11 protein-coding genes are annotated in these 17,199 nt (G+C 41.0%); 10 read left to right on the top strand and 1 reads right to left on the bottom strand.

All coding sequences use genetic code 11. From position 1 onward, the window contains the following. Nucleotides 1-332: 332 nt before the first annotated feature. From CCZ37_RS17365 to CCZ37_RS17335, 4 genes are all read left to right on the top strand, one after another. A complete protein-coding gene (locus CCZ37_RS17365; RefSeq protein WP_040905395.1) occupies nt 333-614 on the top strand; it encodes a hypothetical protein in 282 nt (93 codons plus the stop codon). Nucleotides 615-1,274: 660 nt separating this feature from the next. Then, a complete protein-coding gene (locus CCZ37_RS17355) occupies nt 1,275-1,757 on the top strand; it encodes a tetratricopeptide repeat protein (protein ID WP_046265424.1) in 483 nt (160 codons plus the stop codon). Between the two features lie 162 nt (nt 1,758-1,919). Next, on the top strand, nt 1,920-2,408 hold the full coding sequence (locus CCZ37_RS17350; protein ID WP_094128447.1) for a hypothetical protein: 489 nt from the start codon (nt 1,920-1,922) through the stop codon (nt 2,406-2,408). A gap of 3,925 nt (nt 2,409-6,333) precedes the next feature. Further along, nucleotides 6,334-6,654 (top strand): DUF2845 domain-containing protein, encoded by a 321-nt coding sequence (locus CCZ37_RS17335; protein WP_094501579.1) that lies wholly within the window; start codon nt 6,334-6,336, stop codon nt 6,652-6,654. 129 nt (nt 6,655-6,783) lie between these two features. Here CCZ37_RS17335 and CCZ37_RS17325 read toward each other — a convergent pair whose 3' ends face one another. Beyond that, a complete protein-coding gene (locus tag CCZ37_RS17325; protein WP_157729223.1) occupies nt 6,784-7,221 on the bottom strand; it encodes a BLUF domain-containing protein in 438 nt (145 codons plus the stop codon). 703 nt (nt 7,222-7,924) lie between these two features. On the opposite strand from CCZ37_RS17325, the gene CCZ37_RS17315 reads away from it, so the two are divergent. From CCZ37_RS17315 to CCZ37_RS17270, 6 genes are all read left to right on the top strand, one after another. Then, nucleotides 7,925-8,659 (top strand): HNH endonuclease, encoded by a 735-nt coding sequence (locus CCZ37_RS17315; RefSeq protein WP_094501711.1) that lies wholly within the window; start codon nt 7,925-7,927, stop codon nt 8,657-8,659. Between the two features lie 622 nt (nt 8,660-9,281). Continuing rightward, nucleotides 9,282-9,698: a VOC family protein gene (locus CCZ37_RS17305; protein WP_017045395.1), complete on the top strand. Its 417-nt coding sequence runs from the start codon at nt 9,282-9,284 to the stop codon at nt 9,696-9,698. 167 nt (nt 9,699-9,865) lie between these two features. Next, nucleotides 9,866-10,606 carry a PhzF family phenazine biosynthesis protein gene (locus tag CCZ37_RS17295; RefSeq protein WP_157729234.1) on the top strand — a complete coding sequence of 247 codons (741 nt, stop codon included), beginning with the start codon at nt 9,866-9,868 and terminating at the stop codon, nt 10,604-10,606. Nucleotides 10,607-12,751: 2,145 nt separating this feature from the next. Beyond that, nucleotides 12,752-13,417 carry a hypothetical protein gene (locus tag CCZ37_RS17290; protein ID WP_094501707.1) on the top strand — a complete coding sequence of 222 codons (666 nt, stop codon included), beginning with the start codon at nt 12,752-12,754 and terminating at the stop codon, nt 13,415-13,417. Nucleotides 13,418-14,129: 712 nt separating this feature from the next. Next, nucleotides 14,130-14,594: a hypothetical protein gene (locus CCZ37_RS17285; RefSeq protein ID WP_094501705.1), complete on the top strand. Its 465-nt coding sequence runs from the start codon at nt 14,130-14,132 to the stop codon at nt 14,592-14,594. Nucleotides 14,595-15,770: 1,176 nt separating this feature from the next. Continuing rightward, nucleotides 15,771-16,595, top strand: coding sequence for an FRG domain-containing protein (locus CCZ37_RS17270; RefSeq protein WP_157729233.1), 825 nt, complete (start codon nt 15,771-15,773; stop codon nt 16,593-16,595). Nucleotides 16,596-17,199: the final 604 nt, after the last annotated feature.

Below are 17,199 nucleotides of genomic sequence, written 5' to 3'. Positions count from 1 at the left end.
TCCAAACGTCCGCCGAGCATGCTACGCTCGTCACTTTTCTTCCAAATCGCTCAATTTGAGTTTTTTGTTTCTTTGCTAAGTTGGCATTTTGGTTTATAAATTAATCGGTTAGTTTGTTTTAAGTTTATAAAAAAGTTCATTCTTTAGTTTTGAAAGTGTCGGTGTCAATCGGTTGGCCTAACAAACGGCTCAAGAGGGATTGCCAACGCTTGGCGACTTTAGTGCAAAATTGAAGTTCAGTGTTTAAGTGTGTTTTTTAAGTTCGGCGGTGCGTTGTCAACCCCTTAGCCGGGCGTTAGCTATTATTTTATTCAGCAGTAAGGAAATTAAAGATGGCAAAGTATCAGTTTTTTTGTAAACCAAATTCAAATCGTACCGAATTTACTTATCTGGATATGGGCTCAGAAACTTATCTGTTTGAAAAAAAAGAACTCTTGAGTTCGGGACTAGAAGTAGACGGCGATACGATACAAGCTTCTACTCCAGAAGAAGCAATTGATAAATTCAAATTAAATTTCTGTGAGCCTTTAGAAGATTATGCAAATTCCAGTGCTTCAGGTGGATTAGCGACATTCATTTTTGAATCCTTCAAATCAGTTACTGGGAAAAAATAGCTAACAAACAATTCAAGCAGACCCTCAACGCGTGGCATTTTTGTTGTGCGTTGAGTTTGGTGATTACGGAGTTATGCGGGAAGTTGGTAGTTGCGTTTCGGGCTACTTAATTGGGCGTTATGCAACTCAGGTAAATTTAGGGGTTCAATCTTTTGGGATTTCTCCGGCCATTTGTTTTGTATTCTCGGCAAATGAGCATTGTTACCCTAAAATTCGTGGTTAACTCAAACCGTAAAACAGGCAAGGTTCTTTGTTTGCCTCAATCAGTTTTGGTACTGGTTTGTTGTGAATTTAGCGGGCGCAAAGTGTGGAAAGGGCAAGTTTATCGAGCATTTTGCACTTGCTGAAGTTTTAGCTCGTTGAGTTTTCCTGATTCAAAAGCTTGGTTTGTTGTTGAACGGTGGACTTTGTTTTGGCGGCTTATTTATCATGGCTCTGGCTTGGGTTGGTTCTTGAATCACTCAACCATTGCAATTGTGGCTTTTGGTCGTGTAAATTCAGTTTATCTCATTGAATTTGCATAACAAACGGCTCAAGAGGGATTGCCAACGCGTGGCGGTTTTAGTGCAAAATTGCAGTTCAGTGTTTACGGTGTGTTTTTTAAGTTCGGCGGTGCGTTGTCAACCCCTTAGCCGGGCGTTATAAGCTTCGAGGGAAATTATGGAAAGTATTATCAAACAAGCAATTAAATTGCGGAAAGAGGCTAAGTACCAAGAGTCGAGAGCTTTGCTAAAAACGCTGTTAAACGATGAAACTTATTCTGCTAGGGCTCACCTGCAAATTGCTTGGTCATACGACAACGAAGGTAAAGAGCAAGAAGCGGTTACTCATTATCTGTCATCTCTTTCAGGTCTGTTATCGTCGGTAGAAAGGTTCGATGCTTTATTCGGGCTAGCGAGTACCTATCGAAGTCTTGGCATGTATTCGGAGGCGTTAAGCTATTTTGAGCAAACTCTAAAAGAGTACCCTAGTTCTATTGAAGTTCAGCCTTTCTATGCCATGTGTCTCTACAACTTAGGACGTCATAAAGAAGCAACATCATTACTACTCGAGCTTTTAGTATCAACCACGAACAGTGACGCAATTAAAGAGTATCAGCGAGCTATTTCTTTATACGCACAAGATTTAGATAGAATGTGGTAAAACGAAACACGCTTATAACAAACAATTTAAGAGTGATTCAGCACGCTTGGCACTTTTTGTTTGGGTCTAGTTCAGTGATTACGGCGTCCAGTTTGAGTATTGTGGTAGCGTGCTTCACACCTTAATTGGGCGTTATGTGGCAAATCAAGTTTAGAGGAAAAAATGAAGTATAAAGGGTTAATTTATTTTGCAGTTGCTGTCGTCGGACTTCAGCTAATTTATGGTGTGGGAGTGCTTGAGCTTATTCCAGAACATGGCGATCGCGGCTTGTTTGGAGATATGTTTGGTGGGCTTACTTCATTGTTTTCTGGTTTAGCATTTGCGGGGATGATCTATGCCATCCTTTTACAAAGCAAAGAGCTAGGGTTACAACGTGAAGAATTAGCATTGACTAGAGGCGAGTTGGCAGCATCCCGTGAAGAGCAAAGAAAGTCTGCTAAAGCACAAGAAGAATTAGTAGAAAAGCAGTTAATGACAGCTAAAATTCAAGGCGTTTCAGCTATTGTACAAGGTCGATACCAATATGCTTCATCATACGGAATACATGCTGAGAGTAAGGTTCAGTCAGCTATCCAGGCAGAACAACACCTTATTGAGCTAATCAATGAATGCTCGGATACAGACTTACCAATTGACGAAATGAAGCCCTAGAAAATAGCCACATAACAAAGCATTTAAGAGTGATTCTCAACGCTTGGCATTTTCAGCTCAAGATTGGGTTTTGTGTTTACGGCGCAGTGGTTTAGGTCAGGTGGTAGCGTTGCTCACACCTTAATGCGGCGTTATGCAACTCAGGGAAATTTAGGGGTTCAATCTTTTGGGATTTCTCCGGCCATTCGTTTTGTGTTGTCGGCAAATGAGCATTTTTACCCTCAAATTCGTGGTTAACTCAAGCCGTAAAACAGGCAAGGTTCTTTGTTTGCCTCAATGAGTTTTGGTGCTGTTTTGTTGCCAATTCTGCGTGCGCAAAGTGTGGAAAGGGCAAGTTTATCGAGCATTTTGTACTTGCTGAAGTTTTCGCTCGTTGAGTTTTCCTAATTCAAAAGCTTGGTTTGTTGCTGAAGGGTGGACTTTGTTTTGGCGGCTTATTTATCATGGCTCTGGTTTGGGTTGGTTCTTGAATCACTCAACCATTGCAATTGTGGTTTTTGGTCGTGTAAAGTTGGTTTATCTTATTGAATTTGCATAACAAACGGCTCAAGAGGGATTGCCAACGCATGGCGGTTTTAGTGCAAAATTGAAGTTCAATGTTTACAGTGTGTTTTTTGAGTTCGGTGGTGCGTTGTCAACCCCTTAGCCGGGCGTTATGCAACTCAGGGAAATTTAGGGGTTCAATCTTTTTAGATTTCTCTGGCCATTCGTTTTGTGTTGTCGGCAAATGAGCACTTTTACCCTCAGATTCGTGGTTCACTCAAGCCGTAAAACAGGCAAAGTTCTTTGTTTGCCTCAATGAGTTTTGGTGCTGGTTTGTTGTCAATTCAGCGTGCGCAAAGTGTGGAAAGGGCAAGTTTATCGAGCATTTTACACTTGCTGAAGGTTTCGCTCGTTAAGTTTTCCTGATTCAAAAGCTTGGTTTGTTGTTGAAAGGTGGGCTTTGTTTTGGCGGCTTATTTATCATGGCTCTGGCTTGGGTTGGTTCTTGAATCACTCAACCATTGCAATTGTGGCTTTTGATCGAGTAAAGTCAGTTTATCTTATTGAATTTGCATAACAAACGGCTCAAGAGGGATTGCCAACGCTTGGCGGTTTTAGTGCAAAATTGAAGTTCAATGTTTACAGTGTGTTTTTTGAGTTCGGCGGTGCGTTGTCAACCCCTTAGCCGGGCGTTATGCAACTCAGGTAAATTTAGGGGTTCAATCTTTTGGATTTCTCCGGCCATTCGTTTTGTGTTGTCGGCAAATGAGCTTTTTACCTTCAAATTCATGGTGAACTCAAGCCGTAAAACAGGCAAGGTTCTTTGTTTGCCTCAATGAGTTTTGGTGCTGTTTTGTTGTCAATTCAGCGTGCGCAAAGTGTGGAAAGGGCAAGTTTATCGAACATTTTGTACTTGTTGAAAGTCTTGCTCGGCGAGTTTGTTTCATTCAAAAGCTTGGTTTGTTGTTGAAAGGTGGACTTTGTTTTGGCGGCTCATTTATCACAGTTCTTGCTTGGGCTGATTCTTGAACCACTCAACCATTGCAATTGTGGTTTTTGATCGAGTAAAGTCAGTTTATCTTATTGAATTTGCATAACAAACGGCTCAAGAGGGATTGCCAACGCTTGGCGGTTTTAGTACAAAATTGAAGTTCAGTGTTTACAGTGTGTTTTTTGAGTTCGGCGGTGCGTTGTCAACCCCTTAGCCGGGCGTTATGCAACTCAGGTAAATTTAGGGGTTCAAACTTTTGAGGTTTCTCCGGCCATTCGTTTTGTGTTGTCGGCAAATGAGCACTTTCACCCTCAGATTCGTGGTTTACTCAAACCGTAAAACAGGCAAGGTTCTTTGTTTGCCTCAATGAGTTTTGGTGCTGGTTTGTTGTGAATTTAGTGGGCGCAAAGTGTGGAAAGGGCAAGTTTATCGATCGTTTTGCACTTGCTGGATTTTTCGCCCGTTGAACTTGTCTGTTCCAAAAGCTTGGTTTATTGCTGAAGGGTGGGCTTTGTTTTGGCAGCTCATTTATCACCGCTCAGGCTTGGGTTGGTTCTTGAATCACTCAACCATTGCAATCGTGGCTTTTGATCGAGTAAAGTCAGTTTATCTTATTGAATTTGCATAACAAACGGCTCAAGAGGGATTGCCAACGCGTGGCGGCTTTAGTACAAAATTGAAGTTCGATGTTTACAGTGGTTTTTTGAGTCCGGTGGTGCGTTGTCAACCCCTTAGCCGGGCGTTATGCAACTCAGGTAAATTTAGGGGCTCAATCTTTTTGGATTTCTCCGGCCATTCGTTTGGTGTTGTCGGCAAATGAGCATTTTTACCCTAAAATTCGTGGTTTACTCAAGCCGTAAAACAGGCAAGGTTCTTTGTTTGCCTCAATGAGTTTTGGTGCTGGTTTGTTGTGAATTTAGCGGGCGCAAAGTGTGGAAAGGGCAAGTTAATCGAGCATTTCGCATTTACTGAAAGTCTTGCCGGTTGAGCTTGTCTGGTTCAAAAGCTTGGTTTGTTGTTGAAAGGTGGACTTTGTTTTGGCGGCTCATTTATCACAGTTCTTGCTTGGGCTGATTCTTGAACCACTCAACCATTGCAATTGTGGTTTTTGATCGAGTAAAGTCAGTTTATCTTATTGAATTTGCATAACAAACGGCTCAAGAGGGATTGCCAACGCGTGGCGGCTTTAGTGCAAAATTGAAGTTCAGTGTTTACAGTGTGTTTTTTGAGTTCGGTGGTGCGTTGTCAACCCCTTAGCCGGGCGTTATGCAACTCAGGGAAATTTAGGGGTTCAATCTTTTTAAATTTCTCCGGCCATTCGTTTGGTATTGTCGGCAAATGAGCTTTTTTACCCTAAAATTCATGGTTCACTCAAACAGTAAAACAGGCAAGGTTCTTTGTTTGCCTCAATGAGTTTTGGTGCTGTTTTGTTGTCAATTCAGCGTGCGCAAAGTGTGGAAAGGGCAAGTTAATCGAGCATTTTTCACTTGCTGAAAGTCTTGCTTGTAGGGTTTGTCTCATTCAAAAGCTTGGTTGGTTGTTGAAAGGTGGGCTTTGTTTTGGCGGCATATTTATCACGGCTCTTGCTTGGGTTTATTCTTGAATCACTCAACCATTGCAATGGTGGCTTTTGATCGAGTAAAGTCAGTTTATCTTATTGAATTTGCATAACAAACGGCTCAAGAGGGATTGCCAACGCTTGGCGGTTTTAGTGCAAAATTGAAATTCAGAGTTTACAGTGTGTTTTTTAAGTCCGGCGGTGCGTTGTCAACCCCTTAGCCGGGCGTTATGCAACTCAGGTAAATTTAGGGGTTCAATCTTTTGAGGTTTCTCCGGCCATTCGTTTTGTGTTGTCGGCAAGTGAGCACTTTTACCCTCAAATTCGTGGTTCACTCAAGCCGTAAAACAGGTAAGATTCTTTGTTTGCCGCAATGAGTTTTGGTGCTGGTTTGTTGTCAATTCAGCGTGCGCAAAGTGTGGAAAGGGCAAGTTTATCGAGCATTTTGTACTTGCTGAAAGTCTTGCTTGTAGGGTTTGTCTCATTCAAAAGCTTGGTTTGTTGTTGAACGGTGGACTTTGTTTTGGCGGCTTATTTATCACGGCTCTGGCTTCGGTTGGTTCTTGAATCACTCAACCATTGCAATCGTGGCTTTTGATCGAGTGAAGTCAGTTTATCTCATTGAATTTGCATAACAAACGGCTCAAGAGGGATTGCCAACGCTTGGCGACTTTAGGGCAAAATTGAAGTTCAGTGTTTACGGTGTGTTTTTTAAGTTCGGCGGTGCGTTGTCAACCCCTTAGCCGGGCGTTATGCCTATTAGTCGGGTTCTAGTCCCTTTTTATGTGCATGGTTTCATGGTGTGCAATATGATTATACAGTGCGATATTGTGTAATGGTTGATAGTTTCACTGTCAGCTAAGTAATACTAACTAATCTTGAGAGAGGAATTTATGGAATTGCTAGTTTGGTTCTTAGTGTTTGTTGCTGTGATTATTGTCATAAGTGGTTACCTCGATAAGAAAAAACGGCAGAGACTAATGGCTAAATATGGAAATGCTGAATTAGTTGATAGGTTGATGAAAAAAACCATTTGGGAAGGCCAAACAGAAGAGCAACTAATAGATTCTCTTGGAAAGCCGTTAGATATAGATCAGAAGGTGTTAAAGACCAAAGTTAAAGAAACGTGGAAATATGATAAAGCAGGTAAAAACCGCTACAACTTAAGAATTATTGTCGAAAATGGATTTGTTGTGGGCTGGGATAAAAAATAGGCATAACAAACGGCTCAAGAGGGATTGTCAACGCGTGGCGGCTTCAGTGCAAAATTGAAGTTCAGTGTTTACAGTGGTTTTTTGAGTTCGGCGGTGCGTTGTCAACCCCTTAGCCGGGCGTTAGCTTAACTATTGCAAAGTTGCTAAATATGCCTTTGGAAGATAATTTTTCAGTTCTTCGAGGAGTAAGTGGGCATTCGTGGGAGTGATTAATCGGGGATCGAACTCGTCCGAGTCCATGAGTCTTTGATGCATTGGTACTAGTAGCGGAGATTGTAAAATGTAGGCCATAGCCCATTCGCCGAACTGTCTGGTTGCAATAGGTGCTTTCTCTACGACCATTATATTTGTATGGCGTTTATCTTTTTCTATCAGAGTAAATACTTCTTCAATATCCTTATTTTCGCCTTCAAGGCATTGAAAGAAATAATGATTTGAGTAATAGAGAACCCCTGTGATATTTTTGCTAGCGTTCCTTCCAATAGCTTCAGCAAGGATGTTATCGATTTCATCTAAATTGCATTTATCTGACATCGAGCTAGTGTAAATAAGTTTTGTAAGCTTCATCTTGTTACCCCTAGACATTTTTGTAAAGTATAGACGATTTAAGCTAACAATCTGTTTAAGAGTGATTCGCAACGCTTGGCATTTTTACTATGCGTTGCGTTTAGTGTTTAAGGTGGTTTGCGGAAGCATCGGTATTGCGTTGCTCACACCTTAACAGGGCGTTATGCAACTCAGGTAAATTTAGGGCTCAATCTTTTGGGATTTCTCCGGCCATTCGTTTTGTGTTGTCGGCAAATGAGCATTTTTACCTTCAAATTCATGGTGAACTCAAGCCGTAAAACAGGCAAGGTTCTTTGTTTGCCTCAATCAGTTTTAGCGTTGGCGTGTTGTGAATCTTGTGGGCGCAAAGTGTGGAAAGGGCAAGTTTATCGAGCATTTTGCACTTGCTGAAGTTTTCGCTCGTTGAGTTTTCCTGATTCAAAAGCTTGGTTTGTTGTTGAAAGGTGGACTTTGTTTTGGCGGCTCATTTATCACAGTTCTTGTTTGGGGTGGTTCTTGAATCACTCAACCATTGCAATTGTGGCTTTTGGTCGTGTAAAGTCAGTTTATCTCATTGAATTTGCATAACAAACGGTTAAAGAGGGACTGCCAACGCGTGGCGGTTTTTGTTCAAATCGGCCTTTGTGATTACGGTTGTTATTTTGAGTTCAGTGTTTTGCGTTGTCAGCCCCTTAACCGGGCGTTATACAAAAAGGAGAATTAAGTGGCATTTAAAGCAAAAGTGGCAGAAATGCTAGCATATCGTTCTGCGTATATTTGCAATAATCCAGAATGTAATACCTTAACGGTTGGTGCTGCATTAAATGACAGCAGCCTCAAGTTAAAATTAGGTGAAGCTGCGCACATAATTGGTGAAAAACCACTTGCTGCTAGGTATGAAAACATTAGTCAAGAGAAAGCAGCCTCAATAGAAAATGGTATTTGGCTGTGTGCAAATTGTCACACAATGATCGATAAAATCGATGGTGTTGAATTTAAAAAAGAAGAATTGTACGACTGGAAAGAAAAGCATGAGAAAATGATATCGATGCTTTTAAAAACACATAAAAGTCCAGTGCCATTGTTAGTTCGTCAAACAGAGAATTTTGATCTTGCTCAGAGCTTAGTGGACTTTTTGTATGGAAAGGGTGTGTTTTATGAGCACGCGAGTTTTGAAAACCCAACACATGTTATGCTATCACTCGACGAAACTAGAAAGTTCATCAATCGAGAGATGAGAAAAATTCAACTGGATACAGAGCTTAAGCAAGTATTCTCAAGTATAAGTAAGTGCGCACAAGATGTAATGAACGAAACGTCTAAATCAGCCCAAAATTTAGATGTACATGAACTGAATGATTATTTGACAGTAATGCGTCGTAAAGTTGGTAAACAACTTAAGATCCTACAAGAAAAGTATGGCTGCTCTATAACGGGACAAATAACCACAATCATGTAGTTTTTGTATAACAAACGCTTCAAGAGGGACAGCCAACGCGTGGCATTTTCACTATGCGTTGGTTTTTGTGATTACGGTGTTATGCGGAAAGTTGGTAGTAGCGTTGGCTGCCCCTTAAGCGGGCGTTAGGCAAAGTGAGTTTTTATCAGCTAAATCGGGTTTGAATTGAACGGCGAATTCCATGTTCTCATGGCTGGACTTAAGCAATAAATCGTCATCACATATTTGTTGTTTCTTGATCGCGTTGGGTTGTTTAGCGTTGTTAATTCAGCTGTAAAATAACCTTCAGCATCCAAACGTCCGCCGAGCATGCTACGCTCGTCACTTTTCTTCCAAATCGCTCAATTTGAGTTTTTTGTTTCTTTGCTAAGTTGGCATTTTGGTTTATAAATTAATCGGTTAGTTTGTTTTAAGTTTATAAAAAAGTTCATTCTTTAGTTTTGAAAGTGTCGGTGTCAATCGGTTGGCCTAACAAACGGCTCAAGAGGGATTGCCAACGCTTGGCGACTTTAGTGCAAAATTGAAGTTCAGTGTTTAAGTGTGTTTTTTAAGTTCGGCGGTGCGTTGTCAACCCCTTAGCCGGGCGTTATGCTACCAGTCGAAATCTTCAATAAGGAATACTATGAAACAGAACATTGTCCATATTGCTTTAGTTGTAAAAGATTATGATGAAGCCATTGATTTTTATGTAAACAAACTCAAATTTGAACTTATTGAAGATACTCATCAACCTGAACAAGACAAACGTTGGGTGGTTGTGGCTCCACCAAATTCTCATGGTGTTACGTTGTTACTTGCCAGAGCCTCGAAGCCAGAGCAGCATGATTTCATAGGGAATCAAGCAGGCGGTCGAGTATTCCTGTTCCTAAATACTGATGATTTCTGGCGTGACTTTAAGCGTATGAAATCGATTGGTATTAACTTCGTCCGCGAGCCAACAGAAGAAGACTATGGAACGGTAGCAGTGTTTGAAGACTTGTATGGAAACTTGTGGGATCTTCTTCAATTGAATCCAAGCCATCCAATGGCAAAAAGGTAGCATAACAAACGCTTCAAGAGGGACAGCCAACGCGCGGCATTTTTAGTATGCGTTGGTTTCGGTGATTACGGTGTTATGCGGTAAGTTGGTAGTAGCGTTGTCTGCCCCTTAAGCGGGCGTTAAATTGCAGTCAAGGATGGTGGATTATCAAAATTGATATTTATGATGTGTTTATTGGCGAATCGGCCTTTGGCAACCCTTGCGGGGTACTAGAGCTAAAGAGCTGGCTTTCTGATACCGAGTTACATCAAATCACCCGTGAAGTTGGACAGCCTGTGACTTCGTTCATTACTCACATCGACGGACAGTTTCACATTCGCTGGTTTGCATTGGATGGTGAAATTAATCTTTGTGGTCACGGGAGTTTAGGCGCTGGTGCCGCGATCCTTTCTAAGTACCAGCTAGAAAATGTAGTTTTCAACAGTAAACATGGTGAAGTGGTGATTGCTAAGAGAAATGACCAATATTCATTGTTATTACCCAATTGGGAAGGTAAGCCTTGTGCTGTTCCAGTAGAAATCTCTGATTTAGCGACAGATGCGATTGATGTTTTCTCTACCCGGGACTTAGTCTTGGTTTTGTCTTCGGTTGAGACTGTAATGAATTTCCAGCCAGATGATGAGCGCTTGAGAAAAATCAATGAATACCATGCTCTAATTGTAACGGCTGCAACTGGTAATAGTGGTTATGTTCTAAGATACTTTGCACCAAAAATTGGCATATCTGAGGATTTAGCAACAGGTTCAGCACAGTGCTCTCTTGCACCGTATTGGTTTAAAAAACTTGGCTCCGACTCATTGAATGTACGTCAACTTTCAATGTCAGGTGGTTATTTTGAAATAGAGAGAACAACTAAAAATTCAATTACAGTATTTGCCCAAGCAAAGCGGCGAGCAATTGCAATTTAACAAACGGCTCAAGAGGGATTGCCAACGCGTGGCGACTTTAGCGCAAAATTGAAGTTCAATGTTTACAGTGTGTTTTTTGAGTTCGGCGGTGCGTTGTCAACCCCTTAGCCGGGCGTTAGGCAAAGTGAGTTTTTATTAGCTAAATCGAGTTGGAATTGAACGGTAAATTCAATGTTTTCTGGCTTAAGTTAAGCAATAAATAGTCATCACATATTTGTTGTTTCTTGATCGCGTTGGGTTGTTTAGTGTTGTTAATTCAGCGGCAAAATAACCTTCAGCATCCAAACGTCCGCCGAGCATGCTACGCTCGTCACTTTTCTTCCAAATCGCTCAATTTGAGTTTTTTGTTTCTTTGTTAATTTGAAGTTTTGGTTTATAAATTAATGGGTTAGTTTGCTTCGAATTTACAAAAAGCCTTGTTCTTGGGTTTTGAAAGTATTGTTGTCAATCGGTTGGCCTAACAAACGGTTAAAGAGGGATTGCCAACGCTTGGCGATTTTAGTGCAAAATTGAAGTTCAGTGTTTAAGTGTGTTTTTTAAGTCCGGCGGTGCGTTGTCAACCCCTTAGCCGGGCGTTATGCAACTCAGGTAAATTTAGGGGCTCAATCTTTTGGGATTTCTCCGGCTATTCGTTTTGTGTTGTCGGCAAATGAGCTTTTTACCCTCAGATTCGTGGTTAACTCAAACCGTAAAACAGGCAAGGTTCTGTGTTTGCCTCAATCAGTTTTAGCGTTGGCGTGTTGTGAATCTTGTGGGCGCAAAGTGTGGAAAGGGCAAGTTTATCGAGCATTTTGTACTTGCTGAAGTTTTAGCTCGTTGAGTTTTCCTGATTCAAAAGCTTGGTTTGTTGTTGAAAGGTGGGCTTTGTTTTGGCGGCTTATTTATCATGGCTCTTGCTTGGGTTGGTTCTTGAATCACTCAACCATTGCAATTGTGGCTTTTGGTCGTGTAAATTCGGTTTATCTCATTGAATTTGCATAACAAACGGCTCAAGAGGGATTGCCAACGCTTGGCGGTTTTAGTGCAAAATTGCAGTTCAGTGTTTACGGTGTGTTTTTTGAGTTCGGCTATGCGTTGTCAACCCCTTAGCCGGGCGTTATGCAACTCAGGTAAATTTAGGGTTTCAATCTTTTGGATTTCTCCGGCCATTCGTTTTGTGTTGTCGGCAAATGAGCTTTTTCACCTTCAGATTCGTGGTTTACTCAAACCGTAAAACAGACAAGGTTCTTTGTTTGCCTCAATGAGTTTTGGTGCTGGTTTGTTGTGAATTTAGCGGGCGCAAAGTGTGGAAAGGGCAAGTTTATCGAGCATTTTGCACTTGCTGAAGTTTTAGCTCGTTGAGTTTTCCTGATTCAAAAGCTTGGTTTGTTGCTGAAAGGTGGACTTTGTTTTGGCGGCTCCTACTTGGGTTGGTTCTTGAATCACTCAACCATTGCAATTGTGGCTTTTGGTCGTGTAAATTCGGTTTATCTCATTGAATTTGCATAACAAACGGCTCAAGAGGGATTGCCAACGCTTGGCGATTTTAGTGCAAAATTGAAGTTCAGTGTTTAAGTGTGTTTTTTAAGTCCGGCGGTGCGTTGTCAACCCCTTAGCCGGGCGTTATGCAACTCAGGTAAATTTAGGGGCTCAATCTTTTGGGATTTCTCCGGCCATTCGTTTTGTGTTGTCGGCAAATGAGCATTTTTACCCTAAAATTCGTGGTTCGCTCAAGCCGTAAAACAGGCAAGGTTCTTTGTTTGCCTCAATGAGTTTTGGTGCTGGTTTGTTGTGAATTTAGCGGGTGCAAAGTGTGGAAAGGGCAAGTTTATCGAGCATTTTGTACTTGCTGAAGGTTTCGCTCGTTGAGTTTGTCTCATTCAAAAGCTTGGTTTGTTGTTGAAAGGTGGGCTTTGTTTTGGCAGCTCATTTATTACAGTTCTTGCTTAGGTTGGTTCTTGAATCACTCAACCATTGCAATTGTGGCCTTTGGTCGTGTAAATTTGGTTTATCTCATTGAATTTGCATAACAAACGGCTCAAGAGGGATTGCCAACGCGTGGCGGTTTTAGTGCAAAATTGAAGTTCAATGTTTACAGTGTGTTTTTTGAGTTCGGCGGTGCGTTGTCAACCCCTTAGCCGGGCGTTATGTTTAAAGGAGTTCGATTTGAAGTTTTTGGTATTATTAGGGGTGCTGATTCCATTTCTAACACCGTTGTGCTTCAACCTGTATATTGCATTTATGCCCGGCTATACCGTCGGTGATGCAAACGGGTGGTTAGGATACTTGGGCGGATATTCGGGTGGTTTCTTAGCTTTTATTTCTGCTTACTGGCTTTTTCGTCAAGAGAAAAAGCAAGCTGGCAAATGTTGGTTAAGGGTTCGAACTGAAGAAACAACGAAAGAATCTATAAAAACATGTCGATACTCTGTAATTTATTACTCCAAAAGTTCAGAGCCTAAGTTCGATTGTATTGAGAGAAAAGATAAAGGTTGGGGTGAGTATGCAGTAATCAAAGTTTCTATAAAGAACGTTAGTGTTAATTATGCAAAAAGTATATCGCTTTCGATAGTCCCTCATATCGGCGCTAGAGTTAACCCCCATGTACATTTTTGTGGAGGGAATGGGATTGCAGTTTTCCCTTCAATTGCAGAGCTGGAGCATGGTGAGGTATTTCAATTCACTATACATGTTGACCCCAAATTTTTCGCTCAAAACAATCCAGTAGAATTTAGGTTAATAAGTAAGGGGTTAGAAGGAAGCGTAAATGAGCAAACATTGTATCTTCATCAAAGTACAATGGGTGATAATGGTATGTCATTTGAGAATTAAACATAACAAACAATTCAAGTTGATTCGCAACGCTCGGCGCTTTCGGTTTCAATTGGTTTGGTGATTACGGTGAAGTGCTCAGGCAATGTGGCAGCGTTGCTCACAACTTAATTGGGCGTTATGCAACTCAGGTAATTTTAGGGGTTCAATCTTTTGGATTTCTCCGGTCATTCGTTTTGTGTTGTCGGCAAATGAGCACTTTCACCCTCAGATTCGTGGTTTACTCAAACCGTAAAACAGGCAAGGTTCTTTGTTTGCCTCAATGAGTTTTGGTGCTGGTTTGTTGCCAATTCAGCGTGCGCAAAGTGTGGAAAGGGCAAGTTAATCGAGCATTTTGCTTTTGCTGAAGGTTTCGCTCGTTAAGTTTTCCTGATTCAAAAGCTTGGTTTGTTGCTGAAAGGTGGACTTTGTTTTGGCGGCTCATTTATCACAGTTCTTGCTTGGGCTGATTCTTGAACCACTCAACCATTGCAATTGTGGTTTTTGATCGAGTAAAGTCAGTTTATCTTATTGAATTTGCATAACAAACGGCTCAAGAGGGATTGCCAACGCGTGGCGACTTTAGTGCAAAATTGAAGTTCAATGTTTACAGTGTGTTTTTTGAGTTCGGCGGTGCGTTGTCAACCCCTTAGCCGGGCGTTATATGCCAATTTGCAATGTCGTAGATTATAAAATAGACTTAATTAGTCTATTTTAGTCTTTCGAGGGTTGTATGTTAGAACAGTTAAAATTTGAACTTGAAGATATTGCTTTTATGTTGGCTAGAGATGTGAATAAAAAGGAAATACATTCTAAAGTCATTAAGTGCTTAGTCTTGGTTGAAGATATGAGCTCGAATATGACTACCGAGGTTAGTGATGTTGATGAGATAAATAAAGTTTCTAGGCGATTACGGATGTGGTCAAAGCCGGAGAGGCAGAATCAGTATAATGCTCAAATCTTGAATGCATTTCTTGAACTTTTTATGTCTGGTTCTACTCATGTAACAGAGCAAGAACTCAGCAAGAAGTTAGGTAATCCAGAGTGGTTCACTTCCAATTTTATTCAAATGAAAGCAAAAGCAGATAAAAATCACGGTAAAGTTTTTGATACATCATCCGGTTACATTAAAATCTGGGAGCCAATACGATCTGCTGTTGATGAGTATAGAAAAAAGGTTTTTAGAACGGGCATATAACAAACGGTTCAAGAGGGACAGCCAACGCGTGGCATTTTTATTATGCGTTGGTTTTTTGTGGTTACGGTGTTATGCAGAAGCTTGGTAGTGGCGTTGTCTGCCCCTTAACCGGGCGTTATGCAACTCAGGTAAATTTAGGGTTTCAATCTTTTTAGATTTCTCCGGCCATTCGTTTTGTGTTGTCGGCAAATGAGCACTTTTACCCTCAGATTCGTGGTTCACTCAAACCGTAAAACAGGCAAGGTTCTTTGTTTGCCTCAATCAGTTTTAGCGTTGGCGTGTTGTGAATCTTGTGCGCGCAAAGTGTGGAAAGGGCAAGTTTATCGAGCATTTCGCATTTGCTGAAAGTCTTGCTTGTAGGGTTGTCTGATTCAAAAGCTTGGTTTGTTGTTGAACGGTGGACTTTGTTTTGGCGGCTTATTTATCATGGCTCTGGTTTGGGTTGATTCTTGAATCACTCAACCATTGCAATTGTGGCTTTTGGTCGTGTAAAGTCAGTTTATCTCATTGAATTTGCATAACAAACGGCTCAAGAGGGATTGCCAACGCTTGGCGACTTTAGTGCAAAATTGAAATTCAGTGTTTACAGTGTGTTTTTTGAGTTCGGCTATGCGTTGTCAACCCCTTAGCCGGGCGTTATGCAACTCAGGTAAATTTAGGGGTTTAATCTTTTAGGATTTCTCCGGCGATTCGTTTTGTGTTGTCGGCAAATGAGCTTTTTTACCCTAAAATTCGTGGTTTACTCAAGCCGTAAAACAGGCAAGGTTCTTTGTTTGCCTCAATGAGTTTTGGTGCTGGTTTGTTGTGAATTTAGCGGGCGCAAAGTGTGGAAAGGGCAAGTTTATCGAGCATTTTGCACTTGCTGAAGTTTTAGCTCGTTGAGTTTTCCTGATTCAAAAGCTTGGTTTGTTGCTGAAAGGTGGACTTTGTTTTGGCGGCTTATTTATCACAGTTCTTGCTTGGGTTGGTTCTTGAATCACTCAACCATTGCAATTGTGGCTTTTGGTCGTGTAAATTCGGTTTATCTCATTGAATTTGCATAACAAATGGCTCAAGAGGGATTGCCAACGCGTGGCAACTTTAGTGCAAAATTGCAGTTCAGCGTTTAAGTGTGTTTTTTAAGTTCGGCGGTGCGTTGTCAACCCCTTAGCCGGGCGTTAAATGAACGGAGTGATAATGAGTAATTTGCATGAAAGATCTAGTGTCCGAAATGGAATATTTGAAATAGAGCTTAATTCATGGATGGAATTTGTAGAGTTTTGTGATTTCTATTGGTCTCAGGATTTTGGTCTTTATTTTAGGGGGCAGCGAGATTCAAGCTGGGGACTTAATACGACATTAGATCGTTTTTCTCAAACGCTTGATCGTCGATGTGGTGGTACGTACAAAACACTGCTGGGTAGCTTTACAAAATCTTTAAGAGGAAGATCCAATGTAGAAAAAGTAATAGACAGGAATGAAGACGAGATTTGGGCTATTGGTCAGCACAATGGATTGGCAACACCTCTTTTAGACTGGACTACTGCAAGTTATATTGCTTTATTCTTTGCATTTGAGGAGGATACTCCTTCTTCTACTGGTAAACGTACTATTTGGGCGGTACATAAATACATAGCTGAAGAAATGGAAGTATTTAATAAAAACAAAACTGCTGAAGACGAATTTAAGTTCGTGGACTTAATCACTGACCATAATCCAAGACTGCTGTCTCAGTCGGGGGTTTTTACCAAGCAGCCGATAGCATTTAACTTTGAAAGTTGGATAGAAAAAAGATGGAAAGGAATAACTGATAGGCCAGTTATGTTTAAAGTCCACTTACCTGATTCAGAGCGAGTTCGAATCTTAACAAATTTACGACAAATGAATGTTCATCATGCTTCAATATATCCAGATGTAATCGGTGCAACAAAGTATGCTCAACATGAGTTGAGTTTACTTAATGAAAAAGTGAAAAAGATGGATAACTTGTCACTTAATGCTCATGTGCACTACTCGAAGTAGTTAATTTAACAAACAATTTAAGAGTGATTCAGCACGCTTGGCATTTTTGATTTGGGTTTAGTTTAGTGTTTAAGGTGGTCAAATTAAGTGTCGTGGTCGCGTGCTTCACACCTTAATTGGGCGTTATGCAACTCAGGTAAATTTAGGGGTTCAATCTTTTGTGATTTCTCCGGCTATTCGTTTTGTGTTGTCGGCAAATGAGCTTTTTTACCCTCAAATTCGTGGCTAACTCAAGCCGTAAAACAGGCAAGGTTCTTTGTTTGCCTCAATCAGTTTTAGCGCTGGCGCGTTGTAAATTCAGTGGGCGCAAAGTGTGGAAAGGGCAAGTTTATCGAGCATTTTGCACTTGCTGAAAGTCTTGCTTGTTGAGTTTTCCTGATTCAAAAGCTTGGTTTGTTGTTGAAAGGTGGACTTTGTTTTGGCGGCTCATTTATCACGGCTCTTACTTGGTTTGATTCTTGAATCACTCAACCATTGCAATTGTGGCTTTTGGTCGTGTAAATTCTGTTTATCTCATTGAATTTGCATAACAAACGGCTCAAGAGGGATTGCCAACGCTTGGCGGTTTTAGTGCAAAATTGAAGTTCAGTTTTTACAGTGTTTT

Origin of the sequence: Vibrio qinghaiensis, assembly GCF_002257545.1 — a bacterium.
Classification (GTDB): Bacteria; Pseudomonadota; Gammaproteobacteria; order Enterobacterales; family Vibrionaceae; genus Vibrio; species Vibrio ordalii.
The sequence above is the reverse complement of the archived record's forward strand: the minus strand, read 5'-3'. Positions and strand labels throughout refer to the sequence as shown.

What these genes read in the sequence shown, in the direction of transcription:
- CCZ37_RS17270 (WP_157729233.1), top strand. Translation starts at nt 15,771, where the DNA reads ATGAGTAATTTGCATGAAAGATCTAGTGTCCGAAATGGAATATTTGAA.
- CCZ37_RS17325 (WP_157729223.1), bottom strand. Translation starts at nt 7,221, where the DNA reads ATGAAGCTTACAAAACTTATTTACACTAGCTCGATGTCAGATAAATGC.
- CCZ37_RS17350 (WP_094128447.1), top strand. Translation starts at nt 1,920, where the DNA reads ATGAAGTATAAAGGGTTAATTTATTTTGCAGTTGCTGTCGTCGGACTT.
- CCZ37_RS17365 (WP_040905395.1), top strand. Translation starts at nt 333, where the DNA reads ATGGCAAAGTATCAGTTTTTTTGTAAACCAAATTCAAATCGTACCGAA.
- CCZ37_RS17355 (WP_046265424.1), top strand. Translation starts at nt 1,275, where the DNA reads ATGGAAAGTATTATCAAACAAGCAATTAAATTGCGGAAAGAGGCTAAG.
- CCZ37_RS17335 (WP_094501579.1), top strand. Translation starts at nt 6,334, where the DNA reads ATGGAATTGCTAGTTTGGTTCTTAGTGTTTGTTGCTGTGATTATTGTC.
- CCZ37_RS17285 (WP_094501705.1), top strand. Translation starts at nt 14,130, where the DNA reads ATGTTAGAACAGTTAAAATTTGAACTTGAAGATATTGCTTTTATGTTG.
- CCZ37_RS17305 (WP_017045395.1), top strand. Translation starts at nt 9,282, where the DNA reads ATGAAACAGAACATTGTCCATATTGCTTTAGTTGTAAAAGATTATGAT.